General features: G+C 66.4%; 18 protein-coding genes and 1 pseudogene. 3 read left to right on the forward strand and 16 right to left on the reverse strand.

Annotation, left to right across the window (positions count from 1 at the left end; translation table 11 throughout):
* Positions 1-14 precede the first annotated feature (14 nt).
* From ACNQR1_RS04795 to ACNQR1_RS04850, 12 genes are all read right to left on the reverse strand, one after another.
* Positions 15-335 (reverse strand): hypothetical protein, encoded by a 321-nt coding sequence (locus ACNQR1_RS04795; RefSeq protein ID WP_418044481.1) that lies wholly within the window; start codon positions 333-335, stop codon positions 15-17.
* Between the two features lie 42 nt (positions 336-377).
* A complete protein-coding gene (locus ACNQR1_RS04800; protein WP_418044482.1) occupies positions 378-1,286 on the reverse strand; it encodes a 3-oxoacyl-[acyl-carrier-protein] synthase III C-terminal domain-containing protein in 909 nt (302 codons plus the stop codon).
* A 94-nt stretch (positions 1,287-1,380) separates the two neighbouring features.
* Positions 1,381-2,160: an ESX secretion-associated protein EspG gene (locus ACNQR1_RS04805; RefSeq protein WP_418044483.1), complete on the reverse strand. Its 780-nt coding sequence runs from the start codon at positions 2,158-2,160 to the stop codon at positions 1,381-1,383.
* A gap of 98 nt (positions 2,161-2,258) precedes the next feature.
* Positions 2,259-2,549: a hypothetical protein gene (locus tag ACNQR1_RS04810; RefSeq protein ID WP_418044484.1), complete on the reverse strand. Its 291-nt coding sequence runs from the start codon at positions 2,547-2,549 to the stop codon at positions 2,259-2,261.
* A gap of 20 nt (positions 2,550-2,569) precedes the next feature.
* The gene (locus tag ACNQR1_RS04815; RefSeq protein WP_418044485.1) at positions 2,570-2,839 is read right to left on the reverse strand and encodes a WXG100 family type VII secretion target; all 270 of its coding nucleotides are present in this window, start codon (positions 2,837-2,839) and stop codon (positions 2,570-2,572) included.
* Between the two features lie 77 nt (positions 2,840-2,916).
* Entirely contained in the window at positions 2,917-3,729 is an 813-nt protein-coding gene (locus ACNQR1_RS04820) for an ESX secretion-associated protein EspG (protein WP_418044486.1), read from the reverse strand.
* Positions 3,726-4,808: a PPE domain-containing protein gene (locus ACNQR1_RS04825; protein ID WP_418044487.1), complete on the reverse strand. Its 1,083-nt coding sequence runs from the start codon at positions 4,806-4,808 to the stop codon at positions 3,726-3,728. The genes ACNQR1_RS04820 and ACNQR1_RS04825 overlap by 4 nt, the downstream gene beginning before the upstream one ends.
* Positions 4,809-4,856: 48 nt before the next feature.
* Positions 4,857-5,150: a PE domain-containing protein gene (locus ACNQR1_RS04830; RefSeq protein ID WP_418044488.1), complete on the reverse strand. Its 294-nt coding sequence runs from the start codon at positions 5,148-5,150 to the stop codon at positions 4,857-4,859.
* A gap of 23 nt (positions 5,151-5,173) precedes the next feature.
* Complete coding sequence (locus ACNQR1_RS04835) at positions 5,174-6,241, reverse strand: hypothetical protein (protein WP_418044489.1); 1,068 nt, start codon at positions 6,239-6,241, stop codon at positions 5,174-5,176.
* A 249-nt stretch (positions 6,242-6,490) separates the two neighbouring features.
* Complete coding sequence (locus ACNQR1_RS04840; protein ID WP_418044490.1) at positions 6,491-6,775, reverse strand: hypothetical protein; 285 nt, start codon at positions 6,773-6,775, stop codon at positions 6,491-6,493.
* A 260-nt stretch (positions 6,776-7,035) separates the two neighbouring features.
* Entirely contained in the window at positions 7,036-7,392 is a 357-nt protein-coding gene (locus ACNQR1_RS04845; RefSeq protein ID WP_418044491.1) for a YbaB/EbfC family nucleoid-associated protein, read from the reverse strand.
* A complete protein-coding gene (locus ACNQR1_RS04850) occupies positions 7,389-7,706 on the reverse strand; it encodes a hypothetical protein (RefSeq protein ID WP_418044492.1) in 318 nt (105 codons plus the stop codon). The genes ACNQR1_RS04845 and ACNQR1_RS04850 overlap by 4 nt, the downstream gene beginning before the upstream one ends.
* Positions 7,707-7,775: 69 nt before the next feature.
* On the opposite strand from ACNQR1_RS04850, the gene eccA reads away from it, so the two are divergent.
* The gene (gene eccA / locus ACNQR1_RS04855; RefSeq protein ID WP_418044493.1) at positions 7,776-9,584 is read left to right on the forward strand and encodes a type VII secretion AAA-ATPase EccA; all 1,809 of its coding nucleotides are present in this window, start codon (positions 7,776-7,778) and stop codon (positions 9,582-9,584) included.
* A 54-nt stretch (positions 9,585-9,638) separates the two neighbouring features.
* Positions 9,639-10,628 (forward strand): annotated as a pseudogene (locus ACNQR1_RS04860) (AAA family ATPase); the annotation flags it as partial.
* Between the two features lie 6 nt (positions 10,629-10,634).
* Here ACNQR1_RS04860 and ACNQR1_RS04865 read toward each other — a convergent pair.
* The gene (locus ACNQR1_RS04865) at positions 10,635-11,399 is read right to left on the reverse strand and encodes a class I SAM-dependent methyltransferase (protein WP_418044494.1); all 765 of its coding nucleotides are present in this window, start codon (positions 11,397-11,399) and stop codon (positions 10,635-10,637) included.
* Positions 11,400-11,500: 101 nt separating this feature from the next.
* Here ACNQR1_RS04865 and glpK point away from each other — a divergent pair, with 101 nt between their 5' ends.
* Complete coding sequence (glpK, locus tag ACNQR1_RS04870) at positions 11,501-12,964, forward strand: glycerol kinase GlpK (RefSeq protein ID WP_418050276.1); 1,464 nt, start codon at positions 11,501-11,503, stop codon at positions 12,962-12,964.
* Here glpK and ACNQR1_RS04875 read toward each other — a convergent pair.
* The 3 genes from ACNQR1_RS04875 to ACNQR1_RS04885 form a co-directional block, all read right to left on the reverse strand.
* On the reverse strand, positions 12,961-13,644 hold the full coding sequence (locus ACNQR1_RS04875; RefSeq protein ID WP_418044495.1) for a hypothetical protein: 684 nt from the start codon (positions 13,642-13,644) through the stop codon (positions 12,961-12,963). The genes glpK and ACNQR1_RS04875 overlap by 4 nt on opposite strands.
* A gap of 19 nt (positions 13,645-13,663) precedes the next feature.
* Positions 13,664-14,386, reverse strand: a complete 723-nt coding sequence (locus ACNQR1_RS04880; protein WP_418044496.1) for a PadR family transcriptional regulator — start codon at positions 14,384-14,386, stop codon at positions 13,664-13,666.
* Between the two features lie 70 nt (positions 14,387-14,456).
* Positions 14,457-14,975: a PadR family transcriptional regulator gene (locus tag ACNQR1_RS04885; protein WP_418044497.1), complete on the reverse strand. Its 519-nt coding sequence runs from the start codon at positions 14,973-14,975 to the stop codon at positions 14,457-14,459.
* Between the last annotated feature and the right edge of the window lie 43 nt (positions 14,976-15,018).

Raw genomic sequence — 15,018 nt, forward strand, 5'->3', positions numbered from 1 at the left:
CGTCCGTACTCTGTCTAGTCGTTCTCGGAGGTCCGCATGGCCTCCGCCGCATCCCGGGCAGTCTTGACGAAGCCCTGCGTCTGCGACAGCTGCTCCTTCAGGTAATCGGTCAATTCCTTGCCGCGGGCGTCGAACACCTTCTGAACAAGACCTGCCAGGGGATTTTCCGGCGTTCCGAAATATCCCGTGGTCTCGTCGAGCGAATCGCCGATGAGGGTTTCGAGACTCTCCTCATACGGTTCGAAGACCCTGTTGACATCTGCGATGACGGTCGGGTCGAGGTAGAGCTTCTTGTTCACGGTGTCGGCGTCCAGGCCGCTCCACGGGTTGGTCATGAGTTTTCTCCTCTGCGGTGATCATTCATGTGAATCTCGGTGTCACGCCGGCATGTTGAATGGCAGGGTCACCTCTTTCTCAATACGCAGAAGCACTGCGGCGCAGTTGACGAAATTCCCTGCGGCGAACAGCAGTACCAGGTCGCCCACCTTGGCGATCCTGTTGTTCATCAGATAGGCGAGGTTCACGCCGAAATCCGAGACGGTCAGGTGCCCGAACTGTGCGGCGAACTCGTACAGCCCCGGTGCAGGTTGCAGGAAGGTCTGTTTGGCCAGCATGTCCGTGACATAGCTCGGCTCGATGAAGGACGGGGCGAACCAATCGATGGCGTCCGGTTGCACGCCTGCGCGTTCGTAGCATTCGGTCACGGTGTCGACGGCCACCCGGAAACTGGCTATCGCGTTGTCTCTCACCGTGCCTTGACCGCGCCGGTCGTAGTCTTCCCACCTGGCGATCCAATCCGCCAAGGTCGGAAACGTCGGATCGTCGATGGCACCGTCAGCCCTGCCGTGCATCATGCCGGCAGACGGATTGTGCGAGCGTGCGGCGGCAGACACAACGCGGGCGAACCCGTGGTCGCGATTCATCAGCGCGCAGAAGCCGCTGTCTCCCAGCAGCGAACCCTCGGTGGCGGGGCTGGCCGCATACTCGTGCCGGTCGAAGTAGAAGATGCTGTCGCCGCCGGTCACCATCGCATAGTCGCCGGCCCAACCCGCCTGCAGCACGGCGTCGGCGAGCATCACGCCGTACAGGCCGCCCGAACAGAACTGGCGGATCTCTGTGGCGGATCCGGCGGATGTTCTGCCGAGTATGGACTGCTGGAGTGAATTCTGTATCGGCCAGAAATGTTCGCCCTGATACAGAGTGCCGCAATGGAAGGAGGCGGCCATACTGTCTGCCGCCGCGGCCAGCGCGGAGCCGTCGATCTGACGCCCGGCCATCTCGACCATCTCGTGGACCGACTGCATCTCGGAGGCGGCAGTCGCGAGATGTTTCGGGCGGCCCTGGCTGTCCGCACCCTCGGGTACGTAGACGGAAACGGTGTCAAGGTAGGGCATCGAACTCCCGGTCCGCCTGCTCGGCAGAGAGCTTCTCCGCCAGGGCTTCTGATTGCCGCTTCTCGATCTTCTTGAAGACCTGCATGAGATTGGGCACCGTCGCCGGGATGATCTGAAACGCTTTCGTGCCCTCGTTCACGACGTACGCACCGTCGTCGGCGAGGTTGATCAGGGTCAGGTGATCGGCATTGAGGAGTTGATAGTCCATGGTGAACTCGGGAGAACCACTGAGCACGATCGAGCCGGTGATCTTCGCGTCCCGCAGGGCCGATGCCGGAGTCTCGTCCTCGAGCAGTTCTTCCTTACGGGGCCGGGTGCCCGGCTCATAGGCCGGGAGAGCTTCCAGGACCACCTGAGGAAAGTCGATGTTCACGCAGCCGATGATCTGGACGTCTTCGCCGAAGATGAGCTGCTCGCTGGGGTCCTGGGTGATGACCGCGCAGTAACCCGTCGTGCCGATCACGCCGAGCAGTCGGTACACCTGGCCGGACTCGACCTGGCCGAACCCCTGCAGCAGGTATGCCGGATAGCGCAGAGCCTCAAGGATACGAACCCGGTTCGGGTTCAAGCTGGCGCGCAACCGGGCCAGCACGGTGGTGCGGTCGGCCTCGACCTCGGACATGTAGGTCCGCCCGCGGTGGCGGTACGACAGCGGGGACGGCAGATTGTCGAGGCCGAGCGCCTCCCAGACACAGCGGAACGCGAAGCCGCTCATGAACCACGGCTCGACCTCGTGGCGCAGCGGGGCCACTTCGTCAGTGATCATGTTGAGCCCCTTTCTTTCTGGCCACTGGAAAATGGGACGCGCAAGCGGGCCCGGTCGCGATGGAGCCGACAACCGAGCCCGCCGACGAGACTGCGGTCCTAGAAGCCGCCGGCAAGGTGGGCGTCGAGCGCCGCAGCGTCCTCCTGCGACTGGTTGCCCCCGGTGCGGGTCTGGGTGATCTCGTTGAGGATCGCGTCCATCTGCTCCAGGATCTGAACCTGCTTCTGGTGCAGCGTCGCCGCGGCCTCGCCCTCGTACACGCCCTGCAGGGCGGCGAAGACCTGGCTGACCTCTTCGCGCATGGCCTGCGCGTTGTTGGTCGCTCCCTGAATGTCGTCCAGGGACGCGTAGTTGGCTCCGTACTGATACCGAATGCTATCCGTGTCCATTGATCAAAACCTTTCGATTTCTAGTCGGCGTCGTGGCTGACAAGTGCGTTGATGTCAGACTTTCCCTTGTCGACGATGTGCTGCAGGTTGTTGATGACGTAGTTGAAGTCTTCGTGGTGCTGCGTCATGATGCCGCGGAACTTCGCCGCCTTGCCGCCCGTCCACGAACTGGCCGTCATGGACTCGGTCTGGTCGAGGATCTGGGAAGCCAGCCGCCTGACATCCATCATCTGTTTGTCGATGTTCTCGATCTTTTGCTGAGCTTCCGCAGGCGTCAGATGGAGCGTCATGCCTTACCTCTCTTTGTCATGTCCGGCGCGAATCGCCGGATGGTGGTTGAGAATTCGCTGGTGAACACGGAGCGGATCTAGCAGTCCCCCCATCTGTAGCTGGACAGCTCGACAAGCTGGCCGACGGCCTGCTTGATCGTGTGGCCCGACCCCGGCTTGAGGGTGGTCCACAACTGGCCGCTGGGAGAGGCGCTCGGGGCCGCCGCGATCCGTCCCCGCTTGGTGTAGAAAATGCCGACCGCCCCGGCGGACCGCGAGATTCGGTCGAGGTCGTCATCGAGCGCGTAGTAGACGATCTCGGCGAACGCCAACCGCGACGCCAGCGCCGAACCGAGCGTCATCGCGGAGCGTGGATCGGCCCCCAGTGCCCGGATCCGGTCGGACAGCACCGCGGCGTCATGGGTGTCCGAGAGTGCCTGGCTGACGTCGGCGAGCGGGGCGCCGACCGGGCTGATCTCGGCGGGCGCGGATGCCGGGAGCCGGCGCAACAGGGCGCCCGCGGCGCTGGACAGGTTTACGCCGTCGTCGACCAGATCCAGCGTGATGTCGTTGCCCACCCGGCAGCCCGAGATGCATTGCGCGCCATACCGCACCACCGTGACGCGGGCCAGCCCGTCAGGGGTGACCAGGCGCATGGCGAGCTCGCGGTCTGGCCGCTGCAGCGACTGCACGACCGCGGCGAGTTCGGCACCCACCTCCCCGGCGGACAGCAGGCCGCGCTCGGTCAGGCTCCGGGTGGCATGACCGAGAGCTTCGGCGCGGGCCGTCTCGGTGGGGTGCCGGGTGCGCAGGTCCAGCACCAGCGGCAGCGCCTGGACTCCGAGACGTGCTGCCAGGACGTGCAGTTCGTCGTCGGTGACGACGAACCGTGGTACGAGAGAGGCCGTCACAGGTTCAGCCCCCGGTCGACGCCGATGACGGGCGGAGTCACCCAGCGGTTGTCCACCTGCTCCAGAGTGCGCTCAGGTTCGTCGGCGAACCCCTCGCCTGCGGGCACCTCGGGCGCGGCGAGTTCGTCGAACACCGCGGTATCGGGACCCCAACTGACGTTCGACACCATGAACGGTGCGTCGTTCTGCTGAGCGGCGGGCAGCCAGGCCTGCCCGGCGTCGGATACCCCGGCTCCCGGTTCTCCCGCCCCGTCCAGAGTCGCCGCCGGTTGTACGGATTCGTAGTCGCGGTGCTGGTCGTTACGGCCCATGGCGCCCATCGGGGCATAGGGAGCCCCGCTCATCCCGGTGCCCGAGGAACCACCCGCACCGGTGAACCCGGTCTTCTGCAACGCCTTCGGGTCGGCGCTCGACTTGACGCCCGGTGCGAGCATGGGGGCCAGCGGCGGCGGTGGTACTGTGGCCGCACCGCCGGATGCCCCACCGCCCGCGCCGGACCCGGCGTCGGTGCCCTGTTCGGCCTTGAGCGCATTGCCTTTGGACACCTGCGGCGGCGGAGGCTGCTCCCACGGCTGGGCCAGTGGAGCGGCGGCCTCCTCGTACTGTTGCATCACGGCCGCAGCATTGGCCTGGTCGGCTGTGGCGGCCGCGTCGAACTCGGCGAACGTCCCGGTCAGCACGGCCCCGTTGTAGGCGGCCAGCGAGGCCATCATGTCCTGGGCGGTCTTGGCCTCGACCGCCTCTGACACGCTGGGCATCGCCAGCACTGCCACGGTGTTGGCAACGGCCGCTTCTTCAGCACGCTGACCGTTGCCGGCCGCGTTGAGACTGATCGCCTGCAACCACTTGCCGAACTCTTCCAGGCGCTGTGCCGCCGCGTCGGAGGCCTGGCTGTCCCAGACGGTCCGCAGGCGCGCCACCAGCTTGTCGAAATCACCAGACACGGTGGCCAATTCGTTGGCAACCCGGATCCAGGCCGCACCGGCCCCGCCGACCGACGCCGGACCGGGCCCCTCGGTGAGGTCGCGAGCCAGCTGCTCAGTGCTGCGCGACTCCCACGCAACGTCGGTGAACCCCACGCCCGGAAACCTCCCCTCGTCGACAGAAACCAGATGATCGTGCGGATATCAGCCGGCGAAGTCCTCGGAAGCGGCGATGTTGGACGAATGGCCGCGCAGCGTCGCCGCCACTTCGTGAATCTCGGTCATGCCCTCGTCGGTGGAGGTACCGAACGAGGTGTGGACCTCGTTGAGGGTCCGGGCAATTCGTTGCGACACCTCGTCACGGGCCGACGGTGTCACCGTGAGGTTGGGCGCCTCGTCGGTCATCACCCGCTGGACGCGGTTGGCGAGCTCGTCGAGTTGACGGCTGATCTCCTGGACTTCTCCGGGCTGGATGGACATGCCGGCGTTGTCGGCCATGGCGGTTCTCCTTGTCTGGCTGGCTAGATCCGGAGTTCGACGTCCGGGGTCTGATAGGGGTCGGCCTCTCCGAGGACCGGGGGTGCCGCAGTGCCGAGATCGCCGACGATCTCGCTGCCTTGGTCGGTGGTGTGCAGAAACGACGCCGACGTGTGGTTGTTGCTCGAGGACGCATTGGCCCCCTGCCCGGCGCCCATCGCACCCATGGGTGCGCCGCCCATCATGCCGGGAGACGCCACACCGCCCACGCGCGCGGCAGCTGGTTGCGCTGTGGTACTTGCACTTTCGGCTTGGATCATCGATGACATGGGTAGTGAGCGGGGGGCCAGCGCGCCACCGCCGATCGCACTGCCGCCGCCACCGCCCGCGCCCATTCCCGCGCCCGCGATCGCGGCGCCGCCTTCACCTTCTCCTGCAGCGTCGGCGGCCGGGTCCATCGGATCGATCGCGGGATTCGCGGCCGCTTGACTGGCAGCCGCCGACGCCGCTCCGGTGCCGGCCTGCATCCCGGCCTCGGCGCCCTTCATCGCCATCGGCATCAAGGAGGCCATGCCGGCCAGCGAGGACGCACCCTCGGGCGCAGCGGTGATACCCACCGGCGCACCGGCCGCGGTGACCTTGCCGGCCTGAGCCGCCAGCGAAGTCTGCAGCTCGGTCATCACCTCGGCCGTGGTGGCAATTGCCTTGTTGGCAGCGGCGATTGCTGCTGCCCATCCCCACGGGAAGATGATCATGGGCCCGATGGCCGCGATTGTCGCGGCGAATTCGGTGATGATCTCGATGAGCCGGACCCGGGCCTGCCCGACGTCGGCCGCTGCCGCCGTCAAGCTGGTCCTCAGCGCATCGGATTGGGCACCGACCTCGGCCCCGTCGGAGATCGCGGAGGTTGACTTGGACGCTGCGGCCGTGCCGGAGGCGCCCTGCCACGCGTCCCCCACCGAATCGACAGACTTCTGCATCGAGCTGCCGGTCGAGTCGAACATCTTGGAGATGGACTGCAGCATCGTCGTCGGGTCGACGCCCTCGAACATCCCGCTGCCCAACGAGCTGAGTGCATCGGTGACGGGGCTGATCAATGCGCTCGGATCCATCGGATTGGCCGGCGGCTGCTGTTCGGGTTGACCCTCGGGCGGCGGTTCTTCCGCGGGCTTTTGATCTGCAATTGGCGGCAAACCCAGGCGTTCCAGAATTTGTCGTACTGGCAAATTCAGAAACTCTTGCAGGTTCTGTTCTTGAGCAGCGATAACCGGGGTGGCGTCGTAGCCGGGAACCTGCTGAGCCAACTGGCCGACGGGGGTTACCGGCCGGGGAGGCAAAACTGTGGGCATATCGCGTCAGGCCTAGGCGTCGTCGTTGGACAGGACGGCGGACCGGGACATTTCGGTGGCGGCGCTGGTGGCGGCATGCACCCCGCCCACCAGCAGCGTCCCCGCCAGATTATTGGCCTGAGCTGGGCCGAAGGCCGCGAGGTAGACCGCTCCGATCGGGCCGAGCGCCGCCGCCGCCGACATGAGCATCGCCGCTGAGTCGGCGGAGCCGGCCGCGGTTATCGCAGATCCTGCGGCTTCGCTGGCAGTGGAGAAGGTGGCCATCCCGGCGGGTTTGGCGGCAAAAATGTCGCTCATCGTGCTAATACCTTTCCAGCTTGACGCGGGGGTTGTGGGGCACGAGACCAATAAACTATAGCGGCGCCAGTGGCTCGCAGCTAACTGAATTTTGCGCGAATTATGCGTGTAGATCGTTCGAATCGGTAATTAGTGCGACGGCAAAAATTGCTGGATAAGCAATTCGTGGGCGAGTCGTGCGGGCAGGCTGACGACTGCACCGCAGTTCAGGGTGCAACCCGTTGGTCGCCCCTCGGAATGTGAGGTCGTTTGCCCGGCGGTTATTGACGCTCGGGTTCGAAAGAGCCGCCGTCCCAACGGGTCAGCGACGCCTGGCCGAGTTCCTGCATGCGCTGAGCAAACTCCTCGGTGAGGTACTGCTGCCGTGCCGACGCGACCTGTGCAGCGGCGCTGGCAGTTTCGACGATGAGCTTGGCAAGCGCGTCGGCGCCCAGCTTGTGTGCGGCGGGCCCGAGCCACAGCCCGGTCATCGCACCCATGCCGTCGACTTCGGCACTGACATTTCCGTCACGGCTGGTGACGCGTGCCGAAATCGATTGGCAGTGCTCATCCATTGCCTGCACAAGATCGCGCTGCTTGCGGATGCGGCCGACCAGCGAGTCGGCGAGACTGGTCATACCGACCTGCCCCAGGTCGGCGGCGGGTCGTCCTCCTCGCCGAGCGCCTCGTCCTCGGCACGGGCCAGCTCGTCTTCGGTGGCCAGCTTCAGTGGATCGATAACCGATGCGCTGTAACCCTTTTCGATGAGGCCGCGCCTGCGGTCGACCTGAGCGCGGGCCGCCGACAATCGGCACAGCGCCATGATCTCATCGGCCAGTTGCGCAGGCGGCTTCTTCAACTCGACGGGGTCGAGGCGGAGCGCTACGGGCAGACCGCGTTCGGTGGTGTGCACCGCAATCGTTCCACCAGCTGACTGCACCGGCTGTGCCATTCTGCTCAACTTAGTACACTCGCGGGCGAATCGCGGCTGACCGTGCAGTGAGGAGATGTGTCACCTCCGATGAGTGGATCTACCGATGCGCAGCGCGTTTTCGATGCCGGAGTGCTGTCGCTCGGCATTCCCATCGACGGGCTGGAGACCGAGCGCGACCTGCCGTACGCGGCGCTGGCGTTCCGCCGGGCCACCGAGTACGACCCGGACATGTGCGATGCGTGGTTGGGTCGCGCGGCCACCGGTGACTCCAGTCCCGAGGTCATCTACCACCTCTACCGAACCAGCACACTCTCGTTGTTTCGTGAGCAGCGCCGACTCGGGCTGCCGCAACGGGCGTTGAGCGGACGCTTCCAGACCGGCCTCTATCTCGACTACCCGTTGAGCACCAAGACCGAGATGTGGCTCGCGTACGCCGCGAGCATGATTGGTGCCAAGGATTTCGACGAAGCCGAGCAGGTGCTGGACAAGCTGGAACAGACCGCAACGCCGGCCGACGGCGACACCGGCGAGATCTGTGCCTACATCCGTGGGGTACTGCACTTCACCACACAGCGCTGGCCTGACGTACTGAGTGCGTTGAGCAGGTCGGGATCGTTCACCGACAGCTACATCGGCGCCGGCGCCGATCTGATGGTCGGGTCGGCGTGCGCGCAGATGGGACTGTTCGGCGAGGGCATCCGCCGGCTCGACCGGGCGATCGAGGGTCCGGTCCCCGGAGCCCGGCGCGCCGCGGAGTTCTGCAAGGGACTCACCCTGCGGGAGATGGGCGAGGAGCAGGACGCCCGGGTGATCTTCGAACGGATCTACAGCGAGGACCCTGGATTCGAGGCGAACGCCGCCGCGCTGGCCGATCCGAAGTACCGCCTGGTGATCACCTCGAAGGAGATCGTCGACTCGCGCTCGGACCGCTGGGACCCGGCCAGCGTGCCGTCGGCGGAAGACCTGATGGCCGACGATCTGTCGGAGCGCGGCAACGAGTATCTGCGGGCGGCGCAGGAGGAGCTGGACCGGCAGATCGGCCTGTCAGAGGTCAAACTTCAAGTCGCCAAACTGAAGTCGGCGGCGATGCTGGCAAAGGTCCGAGGGGACAAGGGCCTGAGCTCGGCGGCGCACAGTCTGCACCTGGCGTTCACCGGCCCGCCCGGGACCGGCAAGACCACGATCGCCCGGGTGGTCGCCCAGACCTACTGCGGGCTGGGGTTGCTGCGGACGCCGAACATCGTGGAGGCCAAGCGTCACGACTTCGTCGGCCAGCATCTCGGCAGCACCGCGATCAAGACGACCGCGCTGATCGACTCGGCGATGGACGGGGTGCTGTTCATCGACGAGGCCTACACGCTGATCCAGACCGGGCTGTCCGGCGGCGACGCCTTCGGCCGTGAGGCGGTCGACACCCTGCTGGCCCGGATGGAGAACGACCGCGACCGGCTGGTCGTCATCATCGCCGGCTACGACGCCGAGATCGACCGCTTCCTGGCCTCCAACGACGGCCTGGCATCGCGGTTCACCAAACGGATCCGGTTCGGTTCGTACGGGCCGACCGAACTCGGGGACATCGGAAAACTGGTCGCCCGCACCAGGGATTCCGAACTGTCCGACGCCGCCCATGAGGAACTCGTCAGCTCGTGCGTCGCGCTGTGCCAGAGCGAGGCACTCGACTCGACCGGACAACTGCGCCCCGGTATCGACCTCGCCGGTAACGGCCGGTTCGTGCGCAACGTGATCGAGGCAGCCGAAGAGGAACGCGAATACCGGCTCAGCGAGATCCACGGCATGAACCTGTCGGAACTCGACGAGTCGCAGCTGATGCGGATCGAGTTGGCCGACATGCAGGCCGCACTCAAGCAGGTGCTCGGCATGACGGCATCGAGTTGACGGAAGGAAGCAGCCATGACCGACAGCAATGACGAGCGCCTCACGCTCGGGCCGCCGGAGCAGACTCCGTTCACGTCCACCAGGCCGGGGAGCGCTGCGATCCAGCCTCCGTCGGTGGTGCCGAGCAACGGCGACCTCGGTCTGGTTCGCGCCGCGCCGACGCCGAAAACGGGCTGGCGCAAGGCTGTTTACCGGGCGACCGGCATCAACCCGGGAGTTTCAGAGCAGGAGGCCGGCCGCAAGTCGCTGATGGACCGCGTCAACCAGCCGGTGGTCGGCGGTCCGTTCAACATCGCCCTGCTGTCCCAGAAGGGCGGGGTGGGCAAGACCACCACCACCGTCGGGTTGGGGGCCACGCTGGCCGCGACCCGTGGCGACCGGGTGATCGCGGTGGACGCCAACCCCGACTTCGGCACACTGGCCCAGCGCGGACCCAACGAGTGCGCCTCCACGGTGCGCGACGTGCTCCTCGACGACGGTATCTCGCGCTACTCCGACATCCGGAGGCACACCTCTCAAAGCACGAGCCGGTTGGAGATCCTGGCGTCCGAGCGGGACCCGGCCACCTCAGAAGCCTTCTCGGAGTATGACTATCGCGGAGTGCTCGGTGTCTTGCAGCGCTTCTACAACATCATCCTGACCGACTGCGGTACCGGGCTGGTGCACTCGGCGATGGCGGGTGTGCTGGACGCTGCGGACGCGATCGTGATCGTGGCCTCGCCTGCCATCGACTCGGCGCGAAGCGCACTCGCCACATTGGATTGGCTTGAGCGCAACGGCTATTCACACCTGGTGCCGAAGGCGATCGTGGTGGTCAGCGCATCGAGGCCGGGCGCACTCGGTCTGGACATGGGGCAGCTGTCCAACCATTTCCTGCCCAGGGTGCGGGCGCTGCACGTGATCCCGTTCGACGATCACCTGGCCGAAGGTGCGGAGGTGGACCTCGGCTTCCTCAGCGGTCCGACACGGCAGGCCTTCCTGGAGCTGGCTTCCACCGTGGCCGACTTCTTCGCGGTAACTCCTCAGGTCAAAAGGCGAGCCTGACACGATTCATGTTGCGCGCCCGGCGATCACGATCTGGGGCGAGGTCAGGCCGCCGCGCAGGGTGAGTTCGATCGACGGGTCGGCATGGCGGGCCAGACTGCGTAATGCCGAGGGGCTGTAGCTGCGTAGCGAGCTGATGACGCCGTCGTGCACGAACGGGAGCAGCACGGATGCGGGCAGCATCGTCGCCAGGCGCAACAGGTGCAGCGGGGCCGGTGGCCGCGGCAGATCGATGATCAGCAGGGTGCGGGCGACTCGGGTGCCCTCGGCGAACACCTGGGCGGCCTGTGCGGGGCGCAGGTGGTGGAACGACAGCGCGAACAGGACCAGGTCGTAACTGTCGTCGGCGGCGTCGATCGCGGTGGCGTCCATCTGGCGGACCTCGGCACGGGGATGGCTGCCGAGGTCACCGGCGGCGATCCGGGCTACCGATTCCGGGTCGACGTCGGTGACGGTGACGCGGGCCGACGGGTGATCGGTCAGTAGTTGGCGCGACACCCCGCCGTGCCCGGCACCCAATTCCAGGATCCGCGGATCGGGCACGTCGGCGAGCAGATCGAGGGCGATCGCGGCGAAGCGCTGATGGTTCTTGAAGAACCGGCCGGTCCAGTCCAGCGCCCCGATCACCTGGCTCTTGGTTGATTCGCTGACGTCGTCGCGGTCCAGGTACTCCAACCGGTCGGTCTCGAGCAGCCGGTCCAGGCACGACGCGCGGAACCCGCCCCGTGGCATCCGGTCGATATCTGAGGGGTCGGGAGCCATGTAAGCCATGATGGACGTTTCGGCGGGCAGGAGCGACAGCGACCCGGGAAAGGGGCACAGTGGCGGACTTCGTAGCTGCAATCGACCAGGGCACCACCAGCACCCGGTGCATGATCTTCGATCACGGCGGTGCCGAGGTGGGGCGCCATCAACTCGAGCACGAGCAGATCCTGCCCAAGGCCGGGTGGGTGGAACACAATCCGGTCGAGATCTGGGAACGCACCTCGGCGGCGATCATGACCGCGCTGAACAAGACCAACCTGGTGGCCGGGGACCTGGCCGCGCTGGGCATCACCAACCAGCGGGAGACCACGCTGGTCTGGAACCGCCACACCGGGCGGCCGTATCACAATGCGATCGTCTGGCAGGACACCCGCACAGACCGCATCGCCGCGGCGCTGGACCGCGACGGCCGCGGTGACGTGATCCGGCGCAAGGCGGGGCTGCCGCCCGCGACGTACTTCTCGGGCGGCAAGATCCAATGGATCCTGGACAACGTCGAGGGGGTCCGGCGTGACGCGGAAAACGGCGACGCCATCTTCGGCACGCCCGACAGCTGGGTGACCTGGAACCTCACCGGCGGTTACCGCGGCGGCGTGCACGTCACCGACGTCACCAACGCCAGCCGAACCATGTTGATGAACCTGGAAACCCTGGACTGGGACGACGAACTGTTGTCGTTCTTCTCGATTCCGCGCCAGATGCTGCCCGAGATCAAGCCGTCGTCGTACCCGGCCTCGTTCGGGATCACCCGTGACGACGGTCCGCTGGCCGGGCAGGTGCCGGTAACCGGAATCCTCGGCGATCAGCAGGCGGCCATGGTGGGGCAGGTCTGCCTGGAGCCCGGTGAGGCCAAGAACACTTACGGCACAGGCAATTTCCTGCTGCTCAATACAGGCGAGAAGATCGTGCGTTCGGACAACGGCCTGCTCACGACGGTGTGCTACCAGTTCGGCGATTCGAAACCCGTTTACGCCCTTGAGGGTTCGATCGCGGTGACCGGATCGGCGGTGCAGTGGTTGCGCGATCAGCTTGGCATCATCAGCGGTGCGGCGCAGAGTGAGGCCCTGGCCAGGCAGGTGACCGACAACGGCGGCGTGTACTTCGTGCCCGCGTTCTCCGGGCTGTTCGCCCCTTACTGGCGCTCCGACGCCCGTGGCGTCATCGTCGGGCTGTCCCGCTTCAACACCAACGCCCATCTGGCCCGGGCCACCTTGGAGGCGATCTGCTACCAGAGCCGCGACGTGGTGCAGGCCATGGAGGCCGATTCCGGTGTGCACCTTGAGGTTCTGAAAGTGGACGGCGGCATCACCGCCAATGCGCTGTGTATGCAGATCCAAGCCGACGTGCTGGGAGTCGACGTGGTCAAGCCGGTGGTGGCCGAGACCACGGCGCTGGGTGCGGCGTACGCCGCCGGGCTCGCGGTCGGGTTCTGGGAGAGTGCCGACGACCTACGGGCCAACTGGCAGGAGGGCAAGCGCTGGAGCCCGCACTGGGACGACGCGCAGCGCTCTGTGGGTTACGCCGGTTGGCGCAAGGCTGTTTCGCGCACCCTGGACTGGGTCGAGATCTAGCGGGTCACCTGGATCTGGCACTTCTGCAGGATGGACCCGAGTTCGTCGTAGTACTGCTTGCCGAGCAGCGCGTGCTCGGCCTTGTCGTTGTTCCTGACGGCCTCGGCGATCTGTCCTGCCAGCTCGCCCATTCGATGCGCGTGCTGTGCGACCTCGCCGTCGGTCACCTGATCGGCCTGCTCTCGGATGATCTTGGCCCAGTCGTTGAAGTCGCCGACCGTCGGTCCCTGGTTGGCCTCGATCGTCGGCATGAGGGCGCCGGAGCTCGCGCGGCTGGACTGCACCAGGGGATCGGCCTGACGGCAGCCCTTGCTCCCGGTGTAGGTCAGCATGGTCACGCCGATGATGACCAGGACCGCGCACGCAGCGGCGGCGGTCGCGATCGCGATGTTGCGGGGTTCGGCGTCGGGAACACGCCGGCGCCACAACACGTGCGCGAGCACGACGGCGGCCACCCCGACCACCGCCATGATGGTGGCCTCGATGACGCTTCCCACGCCGGATGCCGAACCGACGGCCCCCAATGTCGCGGCGGCGGCGAGCAGGACAAGGAGCCACTGCCAGATGTTGCGCCGGCGCTCGTAGGCGTCGACATCACGGAATTGGAGTCCGATGACCGCGCCGGCCGCGGTCAGGACTGCGACGACGGCCGGCGCGATGGTTGTGACGAGGCTGTTCACAAAGGCAGCCTACGGGCCGCTACTCCTCGCCGAGGACCTGGTAGACCTCGCGGCGGGCGTTGTTGATGATGTCGAGGATGCGCTGTTGCTGGTCCTCGCCTGCGGCATAGGCCGACTGCCCGACGGCGGCCATCAGCTGGCCGAGGGCGCCGCGGAGGTTCATGGCAGCGGGATCGGCGTCCTCTGTGATCTGGTCCCAGGGCGCGGTCTCGATTCCGGCTGCGGCCTGGCGGCCTTCCTCGGTCAGCTCGAAGGTCTTCTTGCTGCCCTCGGATTCGGTCGGGACGATGAGGCCCTCGTCGACCAGAAGTTGCAGTGTCGGGTACACCGAGCCCGGGCTGGGCTTCCACAGGTTGTGGCTGCGGGTGGCGATCTCCTGGGTCATCTCGTAGCCGTGCATGGGCCGCTCTGTCAGCAGGGTCAGGATGGCGGCACGGACATCGCCGCGTCGACCGCGGCGCCCGCCGCGGCCACGGTGCCCGCCGAACGGTCCGCCCACGACACCGCCGAGCGGTCCGGGGCCGAAACCGAAGCCGAAGCCTCGCCCGCCGCGCGGGTCGAAGCCGAAACCGGTCTGGCAGGTGGAGTCGACGCCCTCGCGGGCGGCTTCTGCCTGTGCGCGCATCTGTTCGCGCATGTCCCGGCGGGCGTTGCGGGCCTGGCGGAACATGATGCGAGCCTCTTCGCGGCCGAGCGGTACGAAACCGAAGCCGCCGTTCTGTGAATTGAATGGGTGGGTCATTGGAGTAAATCCTTCGTTGTCGTTGAGGAGCGCTGTTCGCGCTGCCGATGCGTCAACGATATATCGGAATCTATCGGTTGTCGATAGCCTTTTTGAGTCGATGTGCCCACTCGGCCTGCATGGCGTTGAAGCGCAGGCCGTATTCCAGCGCCGCGTGTCCGTAGAGGTCCTCGTCGGTGTCCGACCAGGGGATCGAGGCCTCGAGTTCCTTGAGCCGAGCCACCTCGGCGTCGGCGTGGGCGGCCAGCGCCGCCAGGTGCTCGCCGGCCTGGTCGCGGGGCAATTCGCCCAGTAGGAACACCCGCAGTAGCCCGGCGCTGCGTTCGGGTGGGTCGGCGGCGGGATTGGTGATCCAGCGCTCCAGTTCGGTGCGCCCGGCCGAGGTGATGCGGTACTCCTTGCGGCCGCGCGGGCCGATCGCCGACACCTCGATCAGGCCGGCGTCCGCCAGTTTGTTGAGCTCGCCGTACAGCTGGCTCTGGGTGGCGGGCCAGACGTTGGCCATCGATTTCTCGAACCGCTTGAGCAGGTCGTAGCCGCTGCCGGGGTGCTGTGCCAACAGGCCGAGTGCCGCCATGCGAAGACTCATGTCGGCAGTCTACCGTCCACTCTTGACATGTCAGTTGTGGAAT

Source organism: Mycobacterium sp. 48b, assembly GCF_048282725.1.
GTDB lineage: Bacteria > Actinomycetota > Actinomycetes > Mycobacteriales > Mycobacteriaceae > Mycobacterium.

Coding starts and splice junctions, on each gene's coding strand:
- ACNQR1_RS04795 (WP_418044481.1), bottom strand. CDS start 335: ATGACCAACCCGTGGAGCGGCCTGGACGCCGACACCGTGAACAAGAAG.
- ACNQR1_RS04800 (WP_418044482.1), bottom strand. CDS start 1,286: ATGGTCGAGATGGCCGGGCGTCAGATCGACGGCTCCGCGCTGGCCGCG.
- ACNQR1_RS04805 (WP_418044483.1), bottom strand. CDS start 2,160: ATGATCACTGACGAAGTGGCCCCGCTGCGCCACGAGGTCGAGCCGTGG.
- ACNQR1_RS04810 (WP_418044484.1), bottom strand. CDS start 2,549: ATGGACACGGATAGCATTCGGTATCAGTACGGAGCCAACTACGCGTCC.
- ACNQR1_RS04815 (WP_418044485.1), bottom strand. CDS start 2,839: ATGACGCTCCATCTGACGCCTGCGGAAGCTCAGCAAAAGATCGAGAAC.
- ACNQR1_RS04830 (WP_418044488.1), bottom strand. CDS start 5,150: ATGGCCGACAACGCCGGCATGTCCATCCAGCCCGGAGAAGTCCAGGAG.
- ACNQR1_RS04835 (WP_418044489.1), bottom strand. CDS start 6,241: ATGGATCCGAGCGCATTGATCAGCCCCGTCACCGATGCACTCAGCTCG.
- ACNQR1_RS04840 (WP_418044490.1), bottom strand. CDS start 6,775: ATGAGCGACATTTTTGCCGCCAAACCCGCCGGGATGGCCACCTTCTCC.
- ACNQR1_RS04845 (WP_418044491.1), bottom strand. CDS start 7,392: ATGACCAGTCTCGCCGACTCGCTGGTCGGCCGCATCCGCAAGCAGCGC.
- ACNQR1_RS04850 (WP_418044492.1), bottom strand. CDS start 7,706: ATGGCACAGCCGGTGCAGTCAGCTGGTGGAACGATTGCGGTGCACACC.
- eccA (WP_418044493.1), top strand. CDS start 7,776: ATGAGTGGATCTACCGATGCGCAGCGCGTTTTCGATGCCGGAGTGCTG.
- ACNQR1_RS04865 (WP_418044494.1), bottom strand. CDS start 11,399: ATGGCTTACATGGCTCCCGACCCCTCAGATATCGACCGGATGCCACGG.
- glpK (WP_418050276.1), top strand. CDS start 11,501: ATGATCTTCGATCACGGCGGTGCCGAGGTGGGGCGCCATCAACTCGAG.
- ACNQR1_RS04880 (WP_418044496.1), bottom strand. CDS start 14,386: ATGACCCACCCATTCAATTCACAGAACGGCGGCTTCGGTTTCGTACCG.
- ACNQR1_RS04885 (WP_418044497.1), bottom strand. CDS start 14,975: ATGAGTCTTCGCATGGCGGCACTCGGCCTGTTGGCACAGCACCCCGGC.